General features: G+C 41.8%; 23 protein-coding genes. 11 read left to right on the top strand and 12 right to left on the bottom strand.

The features are described 5' to 3' along the window. Nucleotides 1-18: 18 nt before the first annotated feature. The 3 genes from ACFEL9_RS22120 to ACFEL9_RS22110 form a co-directional block, all read right to left on the bottom strand. The gene (locus ACFEL9_RS22120) at nt 19-540 is read right to left on the bottom strand and encodes a KdsC family phosphatase (RefSeq protein WP_385894667.1); all 522 of its coding nucleotides are present in this window, start codon (nt 538-540) and stop codon (nt 19-21) included. Between the two features lie 48 nt (nt 541-588). Continuing rightward, complete coding sequence (locus ACFEL9_RS22115; protein WP_385894665.1) at nt 589-930, bottom strand: 2Fe-2S iron-sulfur cluster-binding protein; 342 nt, start codon at nt 928-930, stop codon at nt 589-591. Between the two features lie 86 nt (nt 931-1,016). Further along, a complete protein-coding gene (locus tag ACFEL9_RS22110; protein ID WP_385894664.1) occupies nt 1,017-1,781 on the bottom strand; it encodes a Rossmann-like and DUF2520 domain-containing protein in 765 nt (254 codons plus the stop codon). Between the two features lie 87 nt (nt 1,782-1,868). On the opposite strand from ACFEL9_RS22110, the gene ACFEL9_RS22105 reads away from it, so the two are divergent. From ACFEL9_RS22105 to ACFEL9_RS22075, 7 genes are all read left to right on the top strand, one after another. Continuing rightward, a complete protein-coding gene (locus ACFEL9_RS22105) occupies nt 1,869-2,714 on the top strand; it encodes an alpha/beta hydrolase (protein ID WP_385894663.1) in 846 nt (281 codons plus the stop codon). A gap of 136 nt (nt 2,715-2,850) precedes the next feature. After that, nucleotides 2,851-3,576: an SGNH/GDSL hydrolase family protein gene (locus ACFEL9_RS22100; RefSeq protein ID WP_385894661.1), complete on the top strand. Its 726-nt coding sequence runs from the start codon at nt 2,851-2,853 to the stop codon at nt 3,574-3,576. A gap of 272 nt (nt 3,577-3,848) precedes the next feature. After that, nucleotides 3,849-6,443 (top strand): type I DNA topoisomerase, encoded by a 2,595-nt coding sequence (gene topA, locus ACFEL9_RS22095; RefSeq protein ID WP_385894660.1) that lies wholly within the window; start codon nt 3,849-3,851, stop codon nt 6,441-6,443. A 358-nt stretch (nt 6,444-6,801) separates the two neighbouring features. Then, nucleotides 6,802-7,965 (top strand): glycoside hydrolase family 53 protein, encoded by a 1,164-nt coding sequence (locus tag ACFEL9_RS22090; RefSeq protein ID WP_385894659.1) that lies wholly within the window; start codon nt 6,802-6,804, stop codon nt 7,963-7,965. 198 nt (nt 7,966-8,163) lie between these two features. After that, nucleotides 8,164-9,030: a transglutaminase family protein gene (locus ACFEL9_RS22085; protein WP_385894658.1), complete on the top strand. Its 867-nt coding sequence runs from the start codon at nt 8,164-8,166 to the stop codon at nt 9,028-9,030. A 102-nt stretch (nt 9,031-9,132) separates the two neighbouring features. Continuing rightward, nucleotides 9,133-9,852, top strand: coding sequence for a carboxy-S-adenosyl-L-methionine synthase CmoA (gene cmoA / locus ACFEL9_RS22080; protein ID WP_385894656.1), 720 nt, complete (start codon nt 9,133-9,135; stop codon nt 9,850-9,852). A gap of 14 nt (nt 9,853-9,866) precedes the next feature. Further along, complete coding sequence (locus ACFEL9_RS22075; RefSeq protein ID WP_385894654.1) at nt 9,867-10,574, top strand: methyltransferase family protein; 708 nt, start codon at nt 9,867-9,869, stop codon at nt 10,572-10,574. A 47-nt stretch (nt 10,575-10,621) separates the two neighbouring features. On the opposite strand, the gene ACFEL9_RS22070 is transcribed toward ACFEL9_RS22075, so the two are convergent. Both ACFEL9_RS22070 and ACFEL9_RS22065 read right to left on the bottom strand, forming a co-directional pair. Continuing rightward, complete coding sequence (locus tag ACFEL9_RS22070; RefSeq protein WP_385894653.1) at nt 10,622-12,061, bottom strand: Gfo/Idh/MocA family protein; 1,440 nt, start codon at nt 12,059-12,061, stop codon at nt 10,622-10,624. Nucleotides 12,062-12,204: 143 nt separating this feature from the next. Continuing rightward, nucleotides 12,205-13,647 (bottom strand): Gfo/Idh/MocA family protein, encoded by a 1,443-nt coding sequence (locus tag ACFEL9_RS22065; RefSeq protein WP_385894651.1) that lies wholly within the window; start codon nt 13,645-13,647, stop codon nt 12,205-12,207. 163 nt (nt 13,648-13,810) lie between these two features. Here ACFEL9_RS22065 and ACFEL9_RS22060 point away from each other — a divergent pair, with 163 nt between their 5' ends. Then, nucleotides 13,811-14,143: a tRNA-binding protein gene (locus ACFEL9_RS22060; protein ID WP_385894649.1), complete on the top strand. Its 333-nt coding sequence runs from the start codon at nt 13,811-13,813 to the stop codon at nt 14,141-14,143. Beyond that, on the top strand, nt 14,136-14,633 hold the full coding sequence (locus ACFEL9_RS22055; RefSeq protein WP_385894648.1) for a methylated-DNA--[protein]-cysteine S-methyltransferase: 498 nt from the start codon (nt 14,136-14,138) through the stop codon (nt 14,631-14,633). Before ACFEL9_RS22060 ends, ACFEL9_RS22055 begins: the two co-directional genes overlap by 8 nt. A 79-nt stretch (nt 14,634-14,712) precedes the next feature. On the opposite strand, the gene ACFEL9_RS22050 is transcribed toward ACFEL9_RS22055, so the two are convergent. The 4 genes from ACFEL9_RS22050 to ACFEL9_RS22035 form a co-directional block, all read right to left on the bottom strand. Further along, nucleotides 14,713-15,198 (bottom strand): cytidine deaminase, encoded by a 486-nt coding sequence (locus tag ACFEL9_RS22050; RefSeq protein ID WP_385894646.1) that lies wholly within the window; start codon nt 15,196-15,198, stop codon nt 14,713-14,715. Nucleotides 15,199-15,259: 61 nt separating this feature from the next. After that, complete coding sequence (gene lepB, locus ACFEL9_RS22045; protein ID WP_385894645.1) at nt 15,260-16,798, bottom strand: signal peptidase I; 1,539 nt, start codon at nt 16,796-16,798, stop codon at nt 15,260-15,262. 189 nt (nt 16,799-16,987) lie between these two features. Further along, nucleotides 16,988-18,148, bottom strand: coding sequence for a sigma-54-dependent transcriptional regulator (locus ACFEL9_RS22040; protein WP_385894643.1), 1,161 nt, complete (start codon nt 18,146-18,148; stop codon nt 16,988-16,990). Between the two features lie 312 nt (nt 18,149-18,460). Further along, a complete protein-coding gene (locus ACFEL9_RS22035) occupies nt 18,461-19,450 on the bottom strand; it encodes a pyruvate dehydrogenase complex E1 component subunit beta (protein ID WP_385894641.1) in 990 nt (329 codons plus the stop codon). Between the two features lie 182 nt (nt 19,451-19,632). On the opposite strand from ACFEL9_RS22035, the gene ACFEL9_RS22030 reads away from it, so the two are divergent. Further along, a complete protein-coding gene (locus tag ACFEL9_RS22030) occupies nt 19,633-20,640 on the top strand; it encodes a YpdA family putative bacillithiol disulfide reductase (RefSeq protein WP_385894639.1) in 1,008 nt (335 codons plus the stop codon). Here ACFEL9_RS22030 and ACFEL9_RS22025 read toward each other — a convergent pair. Together ACFEL9_RS22025 and ACFEL9_RS22020 are read right to left on the bottom strand one after the other, a co-directional pair. Continuing rightward, nucleotides 20,632-21,285, bottom strand: coding sequence for a phosphoribosylanthranilate isomerase (locus tag ACFEL9_RS22025; protein WP_385894638.1), 654 nt, complete (start codon nt 21,283-21,285; stop codon nt 20,632-20,634). The genes ACFEL9_RS22030 and ACFEL9_RS22025 overlap by 9 nt on opposite strands. Nucleotides 21,286-21,296: 11 nt before the next feature. Next, nucleotides 21,297-21,815, bottom strand: a complete 519-nt coding sequence (locus tag ACFEL9_RS22020) for a GNAT family N-acetyltransferase (RefSeq protein WP_385894636.1) — start codon at nt 21,813-21,815, stop codon at nt 21,297-21,299. Nucleotides 21,816-21,955: 140 nt separating this feature from the next. On the opposite strand from ACFEL9_RS22020, the gene ACFEL9_RS22015 reads away from it, so the two are divergent. After that, nucleotides 21,956-22,675, top strand: a complete 720-nt coding sequence (locus tag ACFEL9_RS22015; protein WP_385894634.1) for a hypothetical protein — start codon at nt 21,956-21,958, stop codon at nt 22,673-22,675. Nucleotides 22,676-22,766: 91 nt separating this feature from the next. Here the strand turns inward: ACFEL9_RS22015 and ACFEL9_RS22010 are convergent, their stop codons facing one another. Beyond that, the gene (locus ACFEL9_RS22010; RefSeq protein ID WP_385894633.1) at nt 22,767-23,249 is read right to left on the bottom strand and encodes a hypothetical protein; all 483 of its coding nucleotides are present in this window, start codon (nt 23,247-23,249) and stop codon (nt 22,767-22,769) included. Nucleotides 23,250-23,379: the final 130 nt, after the last annotated feature.

Raw genomic sequence — 23,379 nt, 5'->3', positions numbered from 1 at the left:
ACAACTATGAACCGCTCTTTACCTGGAAGCAAGGTCATCAGTATGTTGCCAGTTATCCTGTGCTTTTAATGCTTTTTCAATAACGTCCCTGACGCAGCCCCTGCCGCCGAATGCCGGCGAAATATATTTTGCCGCATCCTTTACCTCCTGTACGGCATCGGAGGGGCAGACCGGCAAACCAACTAATTTCATCGCCGGCAGGTCTGGTATGTCATCGCCCATATATAAAACCTGCCCGGCACTTATACTATGATTAGCGATATAATGACTGATAAAAGTCTTTTTATCGCCAATACCCATAAAGACATCCGTGATTCCTAACTTATGCAATCTGTCCGTAACCGGCGAAGCTGCAGCACCCGACACCACCAACAAACGATATTTTTTCTTGACAGCCAGTTGAAGGGCATATCCGTCTTTAATACTCATTCGCCGGGCCTGCAAGCCATTTTCCAAAACCAATACCGTACCGTCGGTCAACACGCCGTCAACGTCAAAGATAAAAGTGGTAATATTTTCAAAAAGGTCAGTATCGTTCATCTTTTACGTTAGGATGGTTATTATCTTTTCAAAGACAGTTAACAATAATCAAGCTCTATTTTCAATACCTTTTTCTGTTTGAACGGGTACCAGGATGTCAATGTCATTTTCGCCTTCCAATAACAATAATTGGCAGGCCAGTCTTGAATTTGCATTGGTGTTTTTTACTCTTTTTAAATAGTCTTCCTCCCTCCTGTTCATCTTTTCAAAATGCTTCATGCCATTTTCAACGTAGACATGACAAGTAGTACAGGAACAAATGCCGCCACAATTATGATTAAGCTGAACTCCATTGGCTAACGCTATCTCCAGCAAGGTCTGTCCGCTTTCAATACCCGCTAATGATACCGGCTCCAAATCTTGCGCAAATCTAAAACTAATCGTATACATCTGTTTCTGTTCAGGCTGCAAATGTATTGTAAAAACAATATGGGCTTTGATCAAAAGAGTGCATAAAAGATTATTCTTAACTGCATCTACGACTTGGTCTCCTGGATACTTTCCGTAAGCAAGCGGTAAATCTTTTGAAGTTGCGGATGGTTCGCAAGCAGTTCCAGGTGCTTTTGAATAGTCCCCTGGTCATGCCGGATAGCCGGCCCTGTCATTGCAGCAGCGGGTGATGTCGTTTTCAGGCGTTTTACAGTTTCTTCTATCAGAGGTAGCAACTGGTGAAAATCCAATCCCTCGCTTTGACAATATCTTTCCGCCAAAACATAAAGATGATTGGTGAAATTATTTACAATAACCGCTGCTACATGTAACTTCAACCTGTCTTCGCTCGCCGCGAGACCTGGCTTCTCAAACGAAATTGATTCGGCGAGACGTTGCAAAGTTTTTGTAGCCTTGTCATCACTTCCTTCGAAAAATATAGGGATATCCGGCAGACCTGCAATTTCTTTTCGCAGACTTTGCAGGGGATAAAAAACGCCGTAATGTTTGGAAACATGTTGCAATACATCTTTAGATACAGAACCTGCTGTATGCGCAACTACTTTACCGGGTAGTTTTAAATCACTGACCACTTCCTGCAGCGCATTATCAGAAACAGCTATGATGTATACATCGGCATTTTTTGCAAGCAAGCTCATATAGTTAGCCGACTCGGTGTCCCATTCATAAGCCAGCTGGCTGGCAGCACTTGCATTGCGGCTAACGATTTGTACGATCTTATGTTTTGCTGAGATGAATTTTCGTCCCAATACTGCTGCTGTATTTCCTGATCCGATTATTGCGATATCCATGCCGATGCCTCCGCTGCCTGTTTTAGCAAATGATTAAATAGATTTGTAGGCTATAACCCGGGTCAATCGTTTATCAACAATTTGTTTATGAAATTTACACAAAGAGTAGCCCTTCGTTATATCCGGACAAAATTCAAACTTCTTTCTTCCATCTCCAAAAAGAAAGCAGCTGAGAACGCATTCGAACTTTTTTGCACCCCGCAATCCAGGCATGTCAAAGAATTGCCGGCTGTTTTTAAAGAAGGAGAAAAATTGCAATTCAAATTTCAACAGTTTTCCATTGTGGGATATCGTTGGAATAAAGGCGCCAGCCGAACAGCGCTGATCGCTCACGGGTTTGAATCTTCGGCGGTTAATTTTGACCGCTATGTAAATGCCCTGGTTAAAAAAGGATATGAAGTATTGGCATTTGATGCCCCGGCCCATGGAAAAAGTACTGGCAAACAAATAAACGCCATTATCTACCGGGATTTTATCAAATATATACACCAGAAATATGGCCCGATTCAAACTTTCATTGCCCATTCTTTTGGCGGGCTGGCAGTGATGATGGCTTTAGCCGAAATAAAACATGACGTCAATTACCGGGTTGTATTGATCGCTCCTGCTTCGGAAACGAGTACGGCATTGGATCATTTTTTTAAATTTATCCACATCAATGATGGAGCCGTAAGAGACGAGTTTGAAAAAATAATTGTGAAGATGAGCGGCCAGCAGGTACCCTGGTTTTCTATCAGGCGGACATTGCAAAAAATAAAAGCAAAGATTTTGTGGCTACACGATGAGGACGATAAAATCACTCCATTAAAAGATGTGTACCCGATAAAAAAGGAATCGCATCCCAATATCCGGTTTGTCATTACAAAGGGGCTTGGACACAGACGCATCTATCGGGATTCACAGGTTATCAAAACTATTACAGATTTTGTTTGATATGTGTGTCAACCATCGCATGAATGACTACCCTAAATAATGATCACTTACATTATTTAAATCCGTAATGGCCGTTTTATACATAGCTTTCATATTGATTTACCGGGCCCAACTAAACACTTATTTTGTTCACTGCATGAGGCTAATTTTCTTAATATTGATTTTTGTTGCAGGCAATAGCACCTGTCAAAAGAAGAATAATGAGACCATGCCTTCAGTACCTGTAATTCCGACTTCTCCGCCGATGGAAAAAAAATATTCTTACCTGGCATTTGGAGACTCTTATACCATTGGAGAAAGTGTGCCGGCCGCCGATAATTTTCCGAATCAAACGGTAAGCTTCCTGAACCGGGGCCAGACGAATTTTCAACCAGCCAGGATTATTGCCAGGACAGGATGGACCACGGATGAGTTGGAAGCCGGTATCGTGTCGGCAAACGCCGCTGATCCGCTGCTCTCGTCCTATGATTTTGTTTCATTATTAATCGGTGTAAATAACCAATATCGCGGCCGGTCGGTTGAAGATTATAACCCACAATTCGAAGCCTTGCTTAAAAAAGCCATTCAGTTTGCTGGCGGTAAAGCCGGCCATGTAATCGTTTTATCGATTCCGGATTGGGGAGTCACTCCGTTTGCACAGGGAAGAGACAGACAGCAAATCACCCGGGAAATTGATGCTTATAATGCAGCCAATAAATCAATTGTCCAGCGATACCAGGTCCATTATATTGATATTACCGCGGGCACACGGGAAGCTGCTACTGATACTACCTTGCTCGCAGGAGATGGTCTCCACCCTTCGGCTAAAGAGTACGCAAAATGGGCAAAAGCCGTAGCCGAGATAATAAAATCAGAATTATAGATTTTTTTGTAATAAGCGGGTCCACAGGAAAATTTATTTTAAAAATCATTTACAATGAATTAACGGTCGTTCTGTATTGCCTGAAAGCCTTAGCTGATAAGCGTTTGGGACGTACAAGAAGGCGACGCAACAGGCGATGCCCAATGCTGCGAAAGCTGGTTTCCGGAAAAAATTATTATTCTTGTTCTAACTTGCGGCCGCCGGACAGCGGTTTTTTTGATTTTTGAAGCCCTTGTTTTTGGTGTTGTAGCATATATAATAATGGAGTGATTATGGCGAAAAACCTTTTAATTGTAGAGAGCCCTGCGAAAGCTAAAACGATCGAAAAAATCCTGGGAAGTGATTTCCAGGTAAAAAGCTGTTTTGGGCATATTCGTGATCTTGAAAAAGCGGGAATGGGCATTGACCTGGAAAAAAATTTCGAACCACGATATATTGTTTCAGAAGACAAAGAAAAAGTGGTGAAAGAATTAAAGACGCTGGCTAACAAATCAACCGAAGTTTGGCTTGCTACGGATGAGGACCGTGAAGGTGAAGCCATCAGCTGGCATTTATGCGAAGTATTAGGGCTTGATCCAAATAAAACAAAGCGGATTGTTTTCCATGAGATCACCAAGCCGGCGATAAAACAAGCAGTAGCCAATCCCCGTACTTTAGACATGAACCTGGTGAATGCGCAACAAGCCCGCAGGATACTCGATCGTATTGTAGGATTTGAGCTCAGTCCCGTGCTATGGCGCAAAATGAGTATGCGCAATAACCTGAGTGCGGGGCGGGTGCAAAGTGTAGCGGTACGTTTGATTGCGGAAAGAGAAAGAGAGATCAATGCCTTTGTTCCCACCAGTACGTTTAAAATAGAGGGACTTTTTACTGCAAAAGATCTTGCTGATAAGCCGGTAACATTTGTAGCTGAAGGAAAAAAACAAAATACCGCCGATGATGCAGAAGCTTTCCTGAAAAGCTGCGTCGGCGCTGAGTATAAAGTCAACGATATACAGGTGAAGCCGGGCAAACGTTCTCCAGCCCCGCCATTTACCACTTCTACATTGCAACAGGAAGCCTCGCGGAAATTAGGCTATGGTGTAAGCCGAACCATGCTGATCGCTCAAAAATTGTATGAGAACGGGTACATCACTTATATGCGTACCGATAGTGTAAACCTGAGTGATACGGCTTTGGGTGACATTACCAAAAATGTAAAGTCCATGTACGGTGAGAAATATCACCAGTTCAGAAAGTATAAAAACAAAAATGAAAGCGCACAGGAGGCTCACGAAGCGATCCGCCCCACTTACATGAACAATACTACCGTGGAAGAAGCTGATTGGAAACGATTGTATGAGCTCATCTGGAAAAGAACGATGGCCAGCCAAATGGCTGATGCGGAATTGGAGAAAACCATTGCAAAAATTTCTATTTCAACCAATAAAGAAGAATTGACCGCATCAGGAGAAGTGTTGAAGTTTGATGGCTTTTTAAAAGTATATCGTGAGGACAGGGATGATGATGATGCGAATGAAGACGAATCTTCAGGCGCAGGACAGGAAGGTATGTTGCCACCGTTGAGGGTGAGCCAGGTATTGCCATTGAAAGAAATGAAGGCAACAGAACGCTTCAGCAGGCCGCTACCCCGCTATACCGAAGCATCGTTGGTAAAGAAATTAGAAGAGTTGGGCATAGGTCGTCCTTCAACCTATGCGCCTACTATTTCAACTGTTTTAAAAAGAGGTTATGTAGAAAAAAGAGATAAAGAGGGTATTCGCCGGGAATACCGGGTGTTGAAGTTGGTAAAAGATTCCGTAAGCAAGGTGACGGAACATGAAAACACTGGCGCGGAGAAATCAAAACTTTTTCCTTCTGATCTTGGGTTGGTAGTGACCGACTTTTTGAAACAGTATTTTGATGATATCATGGACTATGGATTCACTGCCCGCATCGAAGAAGAGTTTGACGAGGTAGCTGAAGGAAAGATGAAGTGGAATGAAATGCTGAAGGATTTCTATAAGCCATTTAAGAAGGATGTAGAAAAAACAATTGAAACGGCCGAGCGGATAAAAGGAGAAAGAGAATTAGGAACCGATCCTGAAAGTGGCAAACCTGTTGTTGCCCGAATGGGACGCTACGGTCCAATGGTACAGATCGGTCATGCCGATGATGAAGAGAAGCCGCGCTTTGCAAAAATACCCACCGGCCAAAGCATTGAAACTATCACTTACGAAGAGGCCATGGACCTGTTCAAGATACAGGGAACGCTGGGACAATACGAGGATAAAGATATTTCGGTGAACATCGGTCGTTTTGGTCCATATGTAAAGTGGGGCGATGATTTTATTTCAATACCAAGAGGCACAGACCTCGCAACTGTTGACCTCGACAGAGCTATTGAGTTTATTGAAGAAAAGAAGAAAGCTGATGCACCAGTAGCCATGTATGATGGCAAGCCAGTTACTAAAGGCAAAGGTCGGTTTGGACCCTTCATCAAGTGGGAAGGAATGTTTATTAACGTGCCCCGTCGTTATGACTTTGATAACTTAAAACAAGCTGACATCAATGAGCTGATCGATGCTAAAGTAAAAAAGGAAGCCAACCGGTTTATTCAGCAATGGCCGGAAGAAAAAATTGCATTGGAAAATGGTCGCTGGGGTCCGTTTATTCGCTTTGGTAAAAAGATGGTAAAGATGGGACGCAAGGCTGATGAAAGTAAATACACTGCAGAAGAAGCTGCAGCGCTGAGCCTTGATGATGTCAAAAAGATGATTGAAGCGGAAATACCCGGAGCATTTGCCAAAAAAGAAAAGAAACCAGCGGCGAAAAAAGCTGCCGCTAAAAAAGCAACTCCAAAGAAGGCGGCTAAAAAGAAGAAATAAAAGTAAAGGAAGTTTTATCATCACGACATACATTGTTCGGGAAATCATACCGGCAATGAGCTTTATTCATTTTATACAGCAAAGCCCCGCAAATGCGGGGCTTTTTTGGTTGTGTTTTCACAGGTATAAATAAAGTGGGAATATTGTATAGAATATTCCCATATGAATAATTATTTCCCGAATAGACTTATTAAATAGCCAGCGGTACAATGAACGTTTCATGAGTACAGCGTGCAAGGGAAGGTGGATGAAAGCTGAATAGATAGCGGGCTGCCTGAATGGCCTCAGAAAGCGAACCAGAAATGTATTTTGTGGATAAAATTTTTGAATTCTTAATCGTTCCAAATACCCAAATAACATGAAATATGCCATTTATCTTTTTATGGCTTTGACCATACTGCTATCAGCTCATACCTGTAAAAAAGCAGTACAAGCAGCGGAGACCAACCGAAAGGTTTATCGATGGGAACAGTTTTGCATGGGTGTTGACCTTTCGTATGTGAACCAGGTGGAAGATTATGGCGGTATATACCGGGATTCAGGAAAAATTAAGGACCCGTTTAAACTTTTAAAAGACCGCGGCGCCAATACAGTGAGAGTGAGATTGTGGCATGATCCGAAATGGGTGGCTGATCTTAACAATGGAAAAAATTATTATGACCTCAACGGCGTTGAAAAAACAATACGGCGGGCCAAAGAAAATGGTATGGCCGTCAATCTCGATATCCATTATTCAGATCGCTGGGCTGATCCGGCCCACCAGGAAACCCCGGCAGCCTGGAAAGGCTTTCCAATTGAAACGCTAAAAGATTCTGTTTACAACTACACAGTGTTTGTTTTAAACTATCTGAAGAATAAAAATCTTGTTCCCGAAATGGTACAGGTAGGCAACGAAACAAACAGCGGAATGCTTTGGCCGGTTGGAAAAACCGACAAAAATAATGTTCAAAATTTCGCTGCCTTACTGAATAGCGGGATCAAAGCTGTAAGAGATTTTTCACGCCATTCTTCGGTTCGGCCGAAGATCATATTGCACGTAGCCCAACTACAAAATGCGGAGTACTGGGCCAATAACCTTACTATAAATGCCGTGACTGATTTTGACATCCTGGGTCTTTCCCACTATGCAAAATGGTCAACAATCCAAACTATGGCTGATGTAGAGAAAAATATTCGGGCATTAAAAATAAAATATGGTAAACAGGTAATGGTAGTGGAAGCGGCCTATCCCTGGACGGGAGATAATGCAGATAGTTATACCAATATTATCTCTGCGAATGACAAAGCCGCAGGATATGATATTTCTCCGGAAGAACAATACAGGTATATGAAGGACCTGGTGCAGGCAATCATCAACGGCGGAGGCTCAGGCATTACGTATTGGGAGCCGGCGTGGATCAGTTCTAACCTGAATGACGGTTGGGGAAAAGGTTCTTCCTGGGAAAACAATGCGTTTTTTGATTTTAAAGGAAATGCCTTGCCGGTTGTTGAGTATATGTCTTATCCCTATGTTGGCTTATAATTGAATATTTTGATGGCGATGACGATTATTATGAGTGGCTTTAATTTTGCTTTGGTTAAAAATTATTAAGTATTTTAATAGCCAATGGATATGTGAACAGGATGAAGATTGTTTATCATTATTAACCTTCTTCACCCCTGTGGAAAAGTTTAACTATAAATTTTCATCGGCAATAGAGACCTTGTGCAGTAAACGACGATGGACCCAAATAATGAGATAACAGCACTGCTTCAATTATTGGATGACCCTGACCAGGAAGTCTTTGATGTTGTATCGGAAAAGATCGTCGACTATGGCAAACCTATTATTCCCAACCTGGAACACTTATGGGAAACAACCCCGGAAGAACATACGCAGGAAAGAATTGAATTACTAATACATCGCTTACATTTTAAAGATCTGACCGAGGATTTTCGCCAATGGAATATTTCCGGGCATCACGATCTAATGCTGGGTGCTTTGCTGGTAGCCAAGTTTCAATATCCTGATCTTTCTACCACACCTGTATTGCAGGAAATAGAAAAAATTCGTCGCAATATCTGGCTTGAATTAAATAATTACCTGACACCGCTGGAACAGGTAAATATTGTAACAAGTATTCTGTACAGTTACTATGGGCTGAAGGGAAGCGAAACAAATTACACGGAGCCCAATGAGTTTCTACTTCACAAAACACTGGAAGCAAAAAGAGGCAATCAAATCAGTAATGGGATTCTTTATCTTCTTCTCTGCGAATTACTGGATATACCGGTAAGGGCAATTCATTTACCCAAACAATTTGTGATCGCCTATTTCAAGCCGGGCTATTCCGAAGAAAATCTCCCTGATCCGGTACATAAAATTGAATTTTTTATTGACCCTACATCCGGCCAGGTTTTTACGCACCAGGATGTTGAAAGCTATCTTAAGCGAATATCTGTTCATCCGGTAGACGCCTATTTCAAACCCCAAATGAACAAGCAGGTCATCATTCAATTATTGGAAGAGTTTGCTAAATGCTTCGATAACGAAAAGGAATTGTATAAACAAAAAGAACTATTGGAGCTGGCATCACTTTTGGATTAACTATCGCTGTCGATACGAAGAACAGAAATTGACCATACGCTGCGCAGTTTTCAATGATATACTGTATCTTTCGCCCCATTGTTTTCCTGAAATTGTATTTACATGCAAGATGATATTTTCAAGCAGCCTAAAGAGGCTGAAGACTTTAAATTTGGCAACAACGTAGTCCAGGTATTTGATGATATGGTGACCCGGTCAGTTCCTTTTTACCTGGAAATACAAAGGATGATGACTGAAATAGCCACTGACTTTGCCGTACCCGGTACATGCGTTTACGATCTCGGCTGTTCTACCGGCACTACATTGATCAATCTTGATAAGGTAATGCCACCTGATATCGATTTTATCGGTCTTGATAACAGCGAAGAAATGCTGGCGAAGTGCCGGACCAATTTTGAGACGAATGGAGTAAAAAGAAATTTCAAATTACAATATGCCGATCTCAACAAAGGCGTTACTATTGAAAATGCTTCGGTAGTTATAATGTGCCTCACCCTACAGTTCATTCGTCCGTTATACCGGGAAAAACTGGTAGAGGAGATTCACCGCCAGATGAATGATAACGGCTGTTTTATCCTTATCGAAAAAGTACTGGGTGAAGATTCGCTCTTCAACCGCCAGTTTATTAAATACTATTATGATTTCAAAAGAAGAAATCATTACAATGATATGGAAATTGCGCAGAAGCGGGAGGCACTGGAAAATGTGCTGATCCCTTATAAGCTGATGGAAAACCGCGAGCTGCTTTTTAACAAAGGGTTCCGCCATGTCGAAACATTTTTTAAATGGTATAACTTCTGCGGCATGATCGCTATAAAATAGAAATTTCAACAACAATGGTTAAGCTCGGTAATTTACTTTTTCACAACCGCAACTGGTTGTTCCCGCTTTTTTATTTAGTCCTTTTTGTTCCCTCACCTGAAGTTTTTAGTGATCCTGTAACAGCGATGGCCATTGGATTTACTATAACGCTGATCGGCCAGTTGATCCGCATCATCACCATCGGGTTGGTATATATTATCCGCGGTGGAAAGAATCGCCGGGTGCATGCAGAAACATTGGTTACCACTGGCATCTTTTCGCATTGCCGAAACCCCTTGTACGTAGGCAATATTCTTATTTTGGCAGGCCTGGGCGTTGCTTCTAACTCGCTAATTTTTATGGCTATTGCTACACCGCTTTTCTTATTCTTTTACCAGGCCATTGTATTAGCAGAAGAAAATTTTCTGCGAAATAAATTTGGCCAGGACTTCGATGATTATTGCAGCCGGGTGAATCGATGGATCCCCAATCTTTCTGGTATTGGAAAAACAATGGCCAGTATGGAATTCAAATGGAAGCGGGTTGTGATCAGGGAATATACGTCCACTTATATTTGGATGTCAGGGGCCGTATTAATCATAGCAAAACATTTTTACAATCATGATGACCGGTTCGATTTCCAGGGCAATCTCAGAACATTTATCATGCTGCTTGTGTTGCTCCTGTTTCTATACCTGCTTGTCCGTTACATGAAAAAATCAAAAAAGATCGTTAGCGATTAAATAAAAAGCCCGGCATTTTTCAATACCGGGTTTTCATTTTATAGTCATTACAAGGTTAAGCTCCAGCCATCCCTATACTCTCTTTTTACAAATTGATTGGCTTCATCAAAATTGGTGATCTTCATATTTTTTGCATCCCACAACAATTTCTTACGGCCCAAATATTTGTCTTCCCAACCTTTCAGTTTAGGATTTACCATCATGGAGCTGCGAATAGCCAGGTTACCCATCAAAATGCTTTCCGTAAATGGTCCTGCATATTCAAATGGTGAACTGGTTTCGCCTTTTCCATAACCGGCAATACAAGCATTTACCCATTGCAGGTAATGTCCTTCGGGTACACGTTTGATGGTTTCTTTGGGCATTGTTTTTTCTTTCATCAACATAGTCGGCAGTAGCCTTGGATTTGCACCATAGCAGTCCATCAGCATTTTTCCTTTAGTACCCACCAGCAATACACCACCATCCCAGTTACCGAATGCTTCACCGGGCAATAACTCATCAGGGCGTTGCGGCAATAAGCCACCATCATGCCAGGATACTTTGATATTTCCTTTCTTATCCTTCCGTGGATAGTTGAGGTGAATGATGGACGATGGAGGGCAGCTATCAACATAGTTTCCCTCGGCCCACATATCTTTCCAGATGTTGGCTACACTGCACTCAGCTGAATCCGGATAGTCAATTGGCAGGATCCGATAAATAGGATCCATGATATGACAAGCCATATCACCCAAAGCGCCGGTACCAAAAGCCCACCAACCACGCCAATTAAACGGAAGATAAGCCGGGTTAAAATCTATTGCTTTCGCAGTGCCCAACCACAGATCCCAATCCAGTTCTTTTGGAATATCAAATTTCCCGGTAGGTGTTGGAAGACCTTGTGGCCATACTGGCCTGTTGGTCCATGCATGCGCTTCGACGATATCACCAATCATTCCCGCGTTGTACATTTCTTTCGCTTGTCTAACACCATTACCAGAACCACCCTGGTTGCCCATTTGGGTTACTACTTTGTATTTTTTTGCAGCCTGTGCCAGTATCCGGGCTTCATAAATATCGTGTGTGAGTGGCTTCTGCGTGTACACATGTTTACCCAATTGCATAGCAGCTAGTGTTGCTACTCCATGGGTATGATCGGGAGTTGAAATAGAACAGGCATCGAAATTATTCTTTTCCTTTGCCAACATTTCACGGAAATCTTTGTAATAATTTGCCTTGGGAAATCTTTCTCTTGACTTCACTGCCTGCCTGTCGTCAACGTCACACAAAGCGACAATGTTTACATTCGGACTTTTGGCAAATTCAGTTAAATCGCTTTGACCTTTACCGCCAACACCTATACCGGCGATATTTAGTTTATCACTCGGCGCAACAAATCCTCTTCCCAACACATGACGAGGCACAATAAAAAAACCGGCAGCAGCTACAGAGGTGTTCCTGATAAACCTGCGACGGGAATCCGAAACATTGTTTTTCTTTTTCATCGGCAATTGTTATTTTTTCTTGTTAGAAGTTTATGAAATGCAATATAACTAAGAAATTGTTCGAAAAAACAAAGCTATAAGGTTTTAGCTAAGAGTTCTGTGAATTGGAAAACTGGTCGCCCAAAGGTTATCAACATCTTTTGTTATAGTTCCAGCTTCCAATCATGGGCATAATTTCTTTTTACAAATTGATTAGCTGGTTCAAAGTTGGTGATCTTCATATTGGCTCCATCCCATAAGAGTTTTTTCCGGCCAGGAAATTTATTGCCTCCTTTTGCATCTTTCACAACATGGTTATAACTTAAAACAGCGAGATTGCCCATCAATACCGTTTCAGTCAGAGGGCCGGCTTCGGAAAAAGGCGAACTAGTGTATGCACCATATCCTTTTTTACAAGCATTGGTCCACTGTGTTTGATGACCTTCTACACCACGTTCTACTTTGGACCTTTTGGAGGAAGGCAGTTTTACTTCTTTCATCTTGCGGGTTGGCAACAGCATTGGGTTTCTTCCCCAGAGACCTGCCATGATTTTTCCTTTCGTTCCTTCGAAGATGATGCCGCCATCCCACTCTCCCATTTCTTCATCCGGCAATAATTCAACCGGCCGTTTTGGTTTGATGCCACCATCATACCAGATCAATTCGACGGGTGGCAAATTATTACGTTTTGGAAATTGTATATGTGTTTTGGAAGACGGAGGGTAACTATCAGTATTAAATACCTCCTGGAAAAAACCGGTAAATACAGAAGTCACACTGCACTCAACTGATACCGGGTAACCAAGTTTCAAGGCTCGGTAAGGAACATCCATAAAGTGACAACCCATATCGCCGAGTGAACCAGTACCGAAATCAACCCAACCACGCCAGTTAGCCGGCACATAAATGGGATTATAATCTCTCGCAGGAGCTGTACCAAGCCATAGATTCCAATCTAATTCTTTCGGTACGTCAAATTGGCCCGTAGGTCTTGAAATACCTTGAGGCCATACCGGCCTGTTGGTCCATACATGTACAGTATGAACGTCCCCGATCAATCCGGCTTGAACCCATGTTTCAATATTTCTTGTGTCATCACCACTGCTTCCCTGGTTGCCCATTTGCGTAACCACCTTATATTTCTTTTCGGCCTGTGTCAAAATCCTTGCTTCATAGATGTCGTGCGTCAGCGGTTTTTCCAAATACACATGCTTTCCCAATTGCATGCAGGGTAATGCCTGAACAGCATGCATATGGTCGGGTGTGCTGATGATGATAGCATCAATTTCCTTCGACTGCTTGTCCAGCATCACTCTGAAATCTTTATGGTAGGTTGCGCCAGGATGTTTTTTGCGGCTATCTGCGGCCATGCGATCATCTACATCACATAGAGCTATGATGTTTTCAGCGCCTTTATTAAAAGCCTGTTGAATATTATAAGATGCTTTCCCTCCTGCGCCAATGGCAGCAATATTTAATTTATCACTGGGAGCAATGAAACCTCTGCCTCCCAAAACGTGGCGGGGAAGAATGAGAACACCAGCGCCAAAGAATGAAGAGTTACGAAGAAAATCACGACGGGAAATCTTTTTCTTCCTGTTATTCATGTGGCAAAAATTTTGGGCTTTAAGGTAACATAAAAATGATTATCGTTTCTAGTTTAGGATTTATAGTTTCGTGAAAGAAGCCAGTTTTAATAAGTTTTTAAAATAACTATTGTCAGTTTAGCGGCGCTTCATTTATACAAATACAATAAACTATAAGCAATCCATGATAAGCTGGGATGATTTTGAAAAAATAGATATACGGGTCGGTACTATTGTTGAAGTAAATGATTTCCCCAAAGCCCGTAAACCTGCTTACAAGCTGGTCGTTGATTTTGGAAATGAAATCGGGTTAAAAAGATCTTCTGCGCAGATCACCGCTCTTTACACCAGGGAAGAACTATTGAACAGGCAAGTGATTGCAGTGGTCAACTTCCCGCCGAAAAAGATTGCTGATTTCGTCAGTGAATGTCTTGTGCTGGGTGTGTATGATGAAAACAAAAATGTAATTTTATTACAACCCGGAAAGCCTGTAACAAACGGGATGAAAGTTGGCTGAAACATTCACCACATATTATCATTCTCCGGTCGGAATATTAAAAATATCCGGCACTCCAGAATTTATCAGTGAGATAAGTTTTCATGACGCCACTCAAAAACAGCCCGGCAGCAAAAAAGAAATGCCTTCATTGCTGATACAATGCGTCGAACAATTAATTCAATATTTCAATGGAGAACGAAGAGTCTTTGATTTTCCTATCAACCAACCCGGCACAGCTTTTCAACAGGAAACATGGAATTGCTTAATGACGATTCCCTATGGCAAAACGATTAGTTATCTCCAACTGGCTATCAAGACCGGCGACCCAAAAGCCACAAGAGCCGTAGCAAGCGCTAATGGAAAAAACAATATCGCTATTGTTGTGCCTTGTCATCGTGTAATAGGCGCTAACAGGGAATTGATTGGCTATGGCGGCGGTCTATGGCGAAAAAAATGGTTACTGGAACATGAGATGAAGGTGGCGTACGGGGTGCAGACTCTTTTCTAGTTCAGGGTTTATTGTTTCACAAACATTTCTTACAGTTAACAGGCATCAATTGATGCATAAACAAAAAACCACAAACTTCTTATAACAACTCTCCACTTGTAAAAGCAAATGGTAGCAAATAGCCGGCAGTTTTGACCACATAAATTTCTCCTTCCTGGCCGGCAAGAATTAAACGTATCGATTTATGCGTCCTCGTTTCATACTCCAGCAAAGCCTGCCTGCACATACCACAGGGAGAAATGGGGTGATCGCTTTTTACCTCCTTACTATCATAGCTGATAGCTATTGTATCAATAGCAATGCTGGGGAATAGGGTTGCTGCATTACCCAATAAAACTCTTTCAGCACAAATGCCAACCGGATAGGAAGCGTTTTCCTGGTTAGTACCAAATACAGTTTCTCCATTTACTAATCTGGCAGCCGCACCAACAAAGAAATTAGAATAAGGTGCATAAGCCTGCTTCGTCACCGATCTTGCTTTCATTAAAAGATCAGCATCTTCTTTCGCCAATTCCCTTATGTTGTTATATACTTCGTAAGCAAATTCGAATTTGTGCTCGCTCATGGCTTTAAGATACTAAGTATTTAAAAACAAAACCCTCTGGTATGCCAGAGGGTTTGAAACATTATTTGACAATATTGAAGAACCTGCTCCATCGGGGCCCGCCTTCCCAGCTAAACCAGATCATCCAGGCTTTTCCAACAATCCTATCTTCTGGTACAAATCCCCAGTAACGGCTATCCTGCGATCCCTGCCGGTTGTCCCCCATCATCCAGAAATAATCCATCTTGAATGTGTAGTCCGCTATTTCTTTACCATTCAGGAAAAATTTGCCATCCCTGCTGACAAAATCGTTTCTTTCGTACACACGGATAGCTCGTTCATAAATCGAATAATTTTCCGGCATAAGTTTCAATGAAGCTCCTTTTTTAGGGATCCAAATCGGGCCGACATTATCCCTTGTCCACGCATTGTGCAATGCTACTGTGTCATACGGAAAAACACCAGCGCCGCCAGGATAATTAACATCAGTGACAATTGTTTTTATCAACCCATTTTTTTGCATTTTTTCTTTGGCAGCTGCAGTAAGAAGCATACGATATTCTCCGGGCCTTCCGGTAAGTCCATAATCACCTTTATCAATATCAAGATTATACTCATCCCGCATCACATCTTCGTCAAGTGAAGCTGCATTAAGCGTCACCAGGTAATACATTTCTGAATGTGGTGGAAGTTCCTGTTTCACTCCATTTATATAAACTATATTTTCTTTTACTTCCAACGTGTCACCAGCAACGCCTACGCACCGTTTAATATAGTTGTCAGTTTTATCGACAGGATGAACTGTTATCGGGAAGTTTTGCGGATCAGCAAGAATCATCTGGTCATCTCTTGAACCGGCCGCAGCTTTTCGTTTAATATCATAATAAGGATAGGCTGACTCAAATCCTTCGGCATGTATTACCGTATCACCCGCAGGAAAATTAAATACCACCACATCTCCTCTTTTTGGCATTGCAGCAAACCACCGGGTGTAAGGAAGCTTGATCATTTCTGAATAAGATTTACCATTTGTAACCGGCAGGTAATTATGTACAAACGGAACCGATAATGGTGTATTCGGAATGCGGGGGCCATAACTCAGCTTGCTGACAAAAAGGAAATCTCTTACCAGCAACGTTTTTTCCATTGATCCGGATGGAATGGTATAGGCTTCGAAAATAAATGTGCGGATCAAAGTAGCAGCGACAATCGCAAAAATGGCCGCATCCACCCACTCTCTCCACACGGCTTTTTTCTGTTTTTTTGCCACTTCAGCTCCGACAAACCTGGTGTCTTTATGATTGGCCAACCAGGGAAAATAAAAAGGAGCTAACAAAGCAGCCATTGTATGCTGACCCAGTGAAAACTTTCCAAATACTTTGGCGAATTCAATAAATATTCCGGGAGAAATAAACCAACCAACTACGGGAATAAATTGCCAGAAAACCCAATGCTTTGGACGCTTCGCAATATCCTGCATCACCCAGGTATTATAAAAAGGCACATAAGCTTTCCAGGATTGCTCACCTGCTTTTGTAAACAGCTTTGCTAAGCCAAATGAAGGGAGGAAAACAAGTAAAGTACCGATAAGATAAATAATGAGTAAATGTTGTAAAGGCATGAGCCTGATTTTATTTAAGGGTCAAAAGTATTATAATAATTGGCCTGTCAAAATTGTATGGATGAAAGTTTTGTGAAAGAGAGTGAAAGGTAGTTTTAAAGTCCTGAACTGTTTATGGTAAAACGTCAATAGTTTTTATTTCAGAAAATTCGGCTGGTGTCTACAACTCAGAACTTTAAAACATCAAAACTATCTCGGCATTACATAGCTTTTGACATCTTCGCTGGTAATGGTTTTAGCGGACAGAATCACCAGTCGTTCCACCACGTTTCTTAATTCACGAATATTACCGGTCCAATCATAATCCTGCAATAAACGAATCGCATCATCATCAATATTTTTCTTGGCAATGCCATAGTCCGTGCAGATATCCTGCAAAAACTGGTCGACCAAAACTGGGATATCATCACGCCTTTCGTTTAATGAAGGCACATGAATCAATATCACACTTAAACGATGATAAAGATCGAGACGGAATAGTTTTTCATCTACTTCTTTCAGCAGGTCCTTATTGGTAGCTGCAATCACCCGTACATCTACATTAATATCTTTATCAGCGCCTACCCTGGTGATCTTTCCTTCCTGCAGAGCCCGCAATACTTTGGCCTGTGCGCTGAGGCTCATATCACCAATCTCGTCCAGGAACAAAGTGCCGCCATTAGCTTGCTCAAACTTACCAATCCGCTGTTTTACGGCTGATGTAAACGAACCTTTTTCATGTCCAAACAATTCACTTTCTATCAGCTCCGTAGGAATGGCTGCACAGTTTACCTCTACCAAAGGTCCGCTTACACGATTACTTTTCTCATGTATCCAACGAGCTACCAACTCTTTTCCCACACCGTTTTCACCTGTGATAAGAATGCGGGCATCTGTGGGTGCTACTTTTTCAATGGTATCTTTTATTCGCTGAATAGGTTGCGATTCCCCAATCATCTCCTGCACACGGCTTACTTTTCTTTTCAGCACTTTAGTCTCGGTTACAAGACTGCTACGCTCCATAGCATTACGAATGGTAATTAGTAGACGATTGAGGTCCGGTGGCTTCGAAATAAAATCATACGCTCCTTTCTTAACAGCTTCTACTGCCGTTTCTATATTTCCATGCCCCGAGATCATAATAATGGGAACATCGGGATTTGTTTCTCCAGCTTTTTGTAAAAACTCAATGCCGTCCAGTTTGGGCATCTTAATATCACACAATACCAGGTCAAAAGCCTTTTCCTTAAATTTCTTCAATCCCTCTTCACCATCTGCTGCCTCTTCGAGCTTATATCCTTCAAAAGAAAGTATTTCGGTAAGGGTCTTACGGATCGCCTTTTCATCGTCAATGATCAATATATCAGCCATTAAAAAGATTTTAGGGGGCAAAAATATGGATAAGCTGCGACCTACGAACTACGAGCTGAGGGCCCGACAAAATATGCGGAAGTACGGAAAGTTTCTTAACAGTCCTTTAAACCAGAGTAAAAAATAAGAGGCCGGATAGAAATCCAGCCTCGTTTTAAAATCCAATATCCTATGAAAAACCATAACAAAGATGCACATTTAGACCCAAAACGCTGCATGATTAGCAAAAAAAATTATGCGTAAAACTACGTATCCCAAAAAATAAGCCCGGCAGTCTTGACTGTCGGGCTTGGCTTACTCTTAATAGGTCAACTATTTCTTCTGGTACATCACTTCTTTAACCATTTTTACTGTACGGGGAACGCTGGGCAAAGCTCCCGCAACAAGATTCGGCGCATAGTGAAGAGGAGCATCAGCAGCCGTAATACGGCGGATAGGTGCATCCAGGTAATCAAAACCTTCTTTTTGAATCTGGTAAGTAATTTCTGAAGATACCGAAGCAAAAGGCCACTGTTCTTCTACAATTACAAGCCGGTTAGTCTTTTTAACACTTTCAAGGATAGTTTTCCAGTCCAACGGGCGGATGGTACGCAAATCGATTACTTCAGCGCTGATATTTTCCTTCTCCAGCTCTGCTGCTGCAGCCATAGCTACTTTCATCATTTTATTAAAGGAAACAATTGTCACATCTTTTCCTTGCCTTTTTATATCAGCCTTACCAAGCTCAATATAATACTCCTCTTCGGGTACTTCCATTTTATCGCCATACATCTGTTCACTTTCCATGAACATTACAGGGTCTTCTTCGAAGCGAATCGCTTGTTTTAGCAGGCCCTTGGCATCATATCCGTTACTGGGAGATACTACTTTAATACCAGGAATATTGGCATACAGGCTTTCAAACGCTGTAGAATGCTGAGCCCCCAATTGCCCGGCTGAACCATTTCCTCCTCTAAAAACAATTGGACAAGATATTTGTCCTCCACTCATTGCCAGCATTTTAGAGGCGGTATTTAAAATTTGATCCAAAGCTAATACAGCGAAATTCCAGGTCATAAACTCAACAATGGGACGAAGACCATTTTGAGCCGCTCCCACCCCTACTGCAGTGAAGCCAAGCTCGGCAATGGGCGTATCGATCACTCTTTTTGGTCCGAATTCGGCCAGCATACCCTGGCTCACTTTATAAGCACCATTATATTCTGCCACTTCTTCACCCATTAGAAAAACTCTATCATCTCTTCTCATCTCTTCCGACATTGCTTCACGAAGTGCATCACGAAATGCGATTGTTCTTGCCATGTATATATGCTTTTTTAAAAGTCGGGCAAATTTAAGTGAGTGAACGGATAAAACCTAAAAAGGAATGTGGTTAGATGCTGGAATTCAAGAGGCTGAATTTCAAGATGAATTTCATGGATTAAATTAGTCCCACATGAATTTATGACTTCCAACCTCTGACGTCCGTCTTCTTATATTTGCTTATGTCTTCATCTCATTTCCCAATTATTATTGTTGGTGGTGGCCCCATTGGATTAGCCTGTGGTATAGAAGCCAAAAAGGCCGGTGTGGATTATTTAATTATTGAAAAAGGATCGTTGGTTAACTCGTTGTACAACTATCCCGTCAACATGACTTTTTTTTCTACCTCAGAACGGCTTGAAGTAGGCGGTGTTCCTTTTGTTTCCAATAATGCGAAGCCAACCCGGTCCGAAGCATTAGAGTACTATCGGCGTGTAACCACTTCTCATCATTTAAATATTCACTTGTTTGAGGAAGTAAGGGCTGTGGATCGCCAGTTACCTGTTACCGGTAACACGAAACTGGCAACGCCATTTTCAGTCATTACCACAAAAGCCAGGTACACCGCTGATCACATAATCATTGCAACCGGCTTTTACGATATCCCCTATTTATTAAATGTGCCCGGAGAAGATCTGCCCAAAGTCAGCCATTATTATAAAGACCCTCATTTTTATGCCTTTCAAAAAGTATTGATTGTGGGCGCACAAAATTCGGCCGTTGACGCAGCATTGGAAACATGGCGCAAAGGAGCTGAAGTAACCATGGTGATCAGAAATGAAGATATTGGTCAGCGGGTAAAATATTGGGTAAGGCCTGACATTGTCAACCGGATAAAAGAAGGTTCTATTACTGCTTTTACCAATTCAACTATTGCAGCTATCCGCGAACATGAAGTTGATATTAATACACCCGACGGAATGATTACGATTGCCAATGATTGGGTAATTGCCCTGACTGGCTATCAACCTAATCTTGAATTTCTAAAAAAGATCGGCATAAGTTTATCACAGGATGAGGTAATGAAACCTCTGTATGACGAAGCAACCCACGAAACAAATATTAAAAACGTATATCTCGCAGGGGTGATCTGTGGCGGAATGAACACTCATCGTCTTTTTATTGAAAACTCAAGAGAACATGCCGAAAGGATAATCGCTGATATAAAAACAAAAAGACAATCAGTTTGATTGTACGGCCCTAATGAAGTCAGCCAGTTTTTGTCTATGTAGTTTGCCTTCCGTTCTTACACCGCTGCAAATATCAACGCCATAGGGCTGTACTTTTTGAATGGCCTCGCTGACATTTCCGGCATTTAACCCCCCAGCAAGAAATACAGGGACTTTCACGGCTTTTACTAATTCCCGGCTTATGTCCCAGTTATGGGTATTTCCTGTGCCGCCTAAAGTTTTGACAGCAGCTTTGGGATTTCCACTATCTAACAAAAAATAATCGACAAACTCTTGTAGCAGCAAAGCCTGGTCAATAGCCTCTTCATCCATTACATGAATGACCTGCACAATTTTTAACTCCGGCAAAGCTTCCCGGATATGTTCATATTTCCCTTCTGACAATTCATCTACGATCTGCACTGTCGTTGTACCGGTTTTATTTACATGGTCAATTATTTTTTGTGAAGACTGTTCACTTGTTAATAAGAATGATTCAATCCCAACAGGAATTGTTTCAGCAATCTCTGCTATCAATTCATCGGCTATGGGTCCAGGCCCGCTCGGCATTTTTGCAACAAGGCCAACGGCATTTGCGCCGTGAGCTATCGCCATCGCAGCTTCTTCAACTGAAGCAATACAGCATATCTTGATTTTCGTCGTCATGTGTTTACGCTTTATAGCTGAATTTTCTTTTTCATCAGCCAATCTTTTTGCACGTCATTACCTAATACAAAATCATGATCAGCGAATTTTTCGAATCCCCATTTGGTATAAAAATCGATGGCCCGCTGATTCTTTTCCCAAACACCCAGCCAGATAACGTCTTTTTTACCTTTTTCTGCCAACCCGATACACTTTTCCATTAAAGCTTTTCCGACTCCTTTTCCTATCGAGTTGGAAGTAGCATAAATTCTTGCCAGCTCGATGGCATTGGTACTTCCCAAAGATGGTGGGTTATTATTCTCACGCAACCTCGCATAACCCACAGGTTCTTCCTGGTCATAAGCCAACAGGAAAATATTATCTTTTGTGCTCACCTCTTTTATCAAAGCTTCCCTGGTAAACTGTTCGTTCAAAAATTTGCTCATATCCTCCACGCTGTTCTGAGAGGCAAACGTATCATAGAAAGTTTGCCGGCTCATATCAGCGATCAATTCGGCATCCTCGCCGGTTGCAAAACGAATACTAATCATTGAAGCAATCTATTTAATATTGGCGAAAGTTGTACAGAAAAAAAATATGGTAACGTTCGCAATTATTGTTTACCTTTTATCTCTGCTCCACCCCTATCACAACACTACCCTCTCTTTTATAACCTCAAAAAAATCACATCATGAGAAAGTTCTTTCTTCTCTGCCTGCTTATTCCTATAGTTGGAATAAGCCAGAACAAAACTGTTGTAAGCACATTCCGGGTATTTCCCAAAATTGACAAGTCCCTTGAATTTGAAAAAGCTTTTATTTCGCATGCCCAGCGGTATCATGTGGGTAATTGGAAATGGCGTGTTTTCGAAATCCAGTCTGGCCCCGATGCCGGAGGATTTATGGTTGTGGAGGGCCCGTTGAGTTGGGATGAGTTTGATACCCGCGGCAATCTTGGAACCGAACATACTGCGGATTGGGCGAAAAATGTAATGCCTTACACGGCCGACCGCGGTACCTCTAATTATGCTGAATTTAACGAAGAATTGAGCACGGTCGGAATAACAGATTATTCAGAAAAAATTATCATCAATCATATCCTCCCACTACCAGGTAAAATTCAAAGTGTTCTAGACATGGGTAAAAAGATGAAAAAAGCATGGACCGATGGTAAACAATCGGTCGCCGTATACGAGGCCCGTAATTCAGGGGCCCCGGAGATTCTTGTTGTTACCAGGCTAAAGGCTGGCCTCAAAGAATTAGGAGCCGGTTATCGCAAACCCTTCCCGGAAAGATTTACCGCTGCCAACGGTGAAGGAAGTTGGAATGTGTTTCAAGAAGAATTTGCCAAAAATGTAGAAAAGCGATGGAGTGAACTTCTTTTTTTCCGCGCAGATCTCAGTTCTAAATAACTATTCTCTGATAAGAGTGAAAAAGCCAGAACCAGCCGGCATTTTCACTCTTTTAAAAACAAGAAGAAGTTTTTTACAGGCATGATCAGGCTCACTTATTGGTTGAGACATTACACTCGATTTTCCACCCCTCTTTTTCTTTCCGGTAGATCGACGCCCAGGCATAATCAGTAGTATCAGTTAATAACTTTCCAAGACTGTCCGGGCGGATTAATATGACTTGTTTTTGAACAATTGCATAAGCAAGAGATCCATCATCTGAAAAACGGATAATAGGTGCAGCGGAATCATCCCATTTAATGAATTGAACGCTTCCAAAATAAGAACTGATCCTTTTTTTGTTTTCATCCGGGCTTGCCACAGAAACTTTTCCCTTATTAACCGACAGCATACTGTCTGCAAACTCCAACACAAAAAGTTCCGTGTTCCTGTCAAAATGGGCTTTACGTTCCTGTTGTAATAATGATGCTATAGCCTGCAGTTCCTTTTCTTTATTAAAGCCGCCGCAAGTCGTACAACCAGAAATTGACCATACAATTACAACCAGAAAAAAGTAGACTTTCTTATTCATCATTATAGCTTAAAGTATGTTTTTGAACAGGTGACCTATTAAAGCAATTTAGTTTTTATGGTTTTGAAATAGCGACCATTTATCAAAAGAAGACAATAGGACTTTTACGTTACTTCCGGATATTGGCTCTCAA

This window comes from Terrimonas alba, from assembly GCF_042434975.1.
Classification (GTDB): Bacteria; Bacteroidota; Bacteroidia; order Chitinophagales; family Chitinophagaceae; genus Terrimonas_B; species Terrimonas_B alba.
Note: the sequence above shows the minus strand (reverse complement) of the source record. Positions and strands in the feature narration are given on the sequence as shown.